The 1,224-nt window shown below is 67.9% G+C and carries 1 protein-coding gene and 1 pseudogene; one reads left to right on the forward strand and one right to left on the reverse strand.

Annotated elements, in window-relative coordinates; translation table 11 throughout:
• Positions 1-98: pseudogene (locus tag AB0435_RS34250) on the reverse strand (TetR-like C-terminal domain-containing protein); the annotation flags it as partial.
• Between the two features lie 490 nt (positions 99-588).
• Between AB0435_RS34250 and AB0435_RS34255 the strand changes: the two are divergent.
• Complete coding sequence (locus AB0435_RS34255; RefSeq protein ID WP_366428754.1) at positions 589-1,032, forward strand: hypothetical protein; 444 nt, start codon at positions 589-591, stop codon at positions 1,030-1,032.
• The last annotated feature ends 192 nt before the right edge of the window (positions 1,033-1,224 follow it).

A 1,224-nucleotide genomic window follows, 5' to 3' on the forward strand; every position in this document is an offset into this window, starting at 1 on the left:
AAGCCGCCGCTGAGCTCCAGGTGGATGTAGCCGTGGAAGGTGCTGCGCAGGAGGCGGCCCGCGTCGGTCAGGTCCGGTTCGGTGAGGCCGTAGGCCTTCCTGCATATCTTGCTCTGCACTCGGCGCGGTTCTTTTCGTCAACACAGAATCGAGTGGTCTAAGGTATCTGCGACACTTTTCGTCAGCACGAAACCCGGGTCAAAACTCTTGCAAGAGGTGCTGTGCAGGATTGGGGTGGTGTGGCGGTGGTGGCCGTGGCGGGGTTGGCGTGCCGGGTGAGGGTGGCCGGCGGGCGGGGTGAGGCGGCGGGTCGGTAGGGGCTGGTGGGCAGGGGTGAAGGTGCGGGTTGGGCGGTGGTCGGGGAGGGGTAGGGTCGCCCTCTTCGCCGACGCGCCGGGCCGCGGGCGGCGGGCAACGGCGCGCAGATTGCGCCGTAAGAATTCGTCAAAACGAAAGTCACGTATCGTGTCGATACCTTAGCTCAAAGTTGTTGATCTTGGCGTTCGTGATGACCGGATTCGGGTCGCGAATTTCGCTACCGTCGAAGGCGAGGGGATTTCGTTGTGACGGAAGCGAGGGATCGGTTCGATGGGTGAGGCGGACACGACGACGGTGCGGTCGACGACGACCGAGCGGACGAATCCGAAGACGTGCGGAGCGTGCGGGCGGGCGATCGTGCAGTACGGCCGGGGACGGCCGCGGCGGTACTGCGACGCGACGTGCCGGACGCGGGCGTGGGCGATCCGGCGGGCCGCCGAGCAGCTGGGCAAGGAACTGCCGGCGCCGGTGGTCGAGGTGCGGGAGCAGACGTTGACGCGGACGGTCGCGCCACGCGGCCCGCGGGTGCCGACGGACCCGCGGGGGTGGAACGCGATGCTCGACGAGCTTGCGCAGCAGCTGCGCAGGCCGGCCTCGATCACGAGCGCCCGGCATTGGGATCACCGCTCGATCTACGAGCACCTGGTGCGCGCGATGGCGGCGCTGGGAGAGGCGCACCCGGGCGGTCTCGATCGGCTTTCCGCTCGCCGGTAGCGACGGCTGAACAGCGTTAAGCTCAGTCCATAAGTTGGTCTTATCCCATATCTTGCTCTGCCGGCGTGCGGCCTTCGCGCGGCAGGAGCAGCCCAACCCACAGCGGTCCGCACGCGGCGAAGAAGCCGCCGAAGAGATGATGCGGTCGGCGACGGCGGACGGGCTGCGGTGCTCCAGCAGTTCGCGCGCCTG

This window comes from Streptomyces sp. NPDC051173 (assembly GCF_040689515.1).
GTDB lineage: Bacteria > Actinomycetota > Actinomycetes > Streptomycetales > Streptomycetaceae > Streptomyces.

Coding starts and splice junctions, on each gene's coding strand:
- AB0435_RS34255 (WP_366428754.1), top strand. CDS start 589: ATGGGTGAGGCGGACACGACGACGGTGCGGTCGACGACGACCGAGCGG.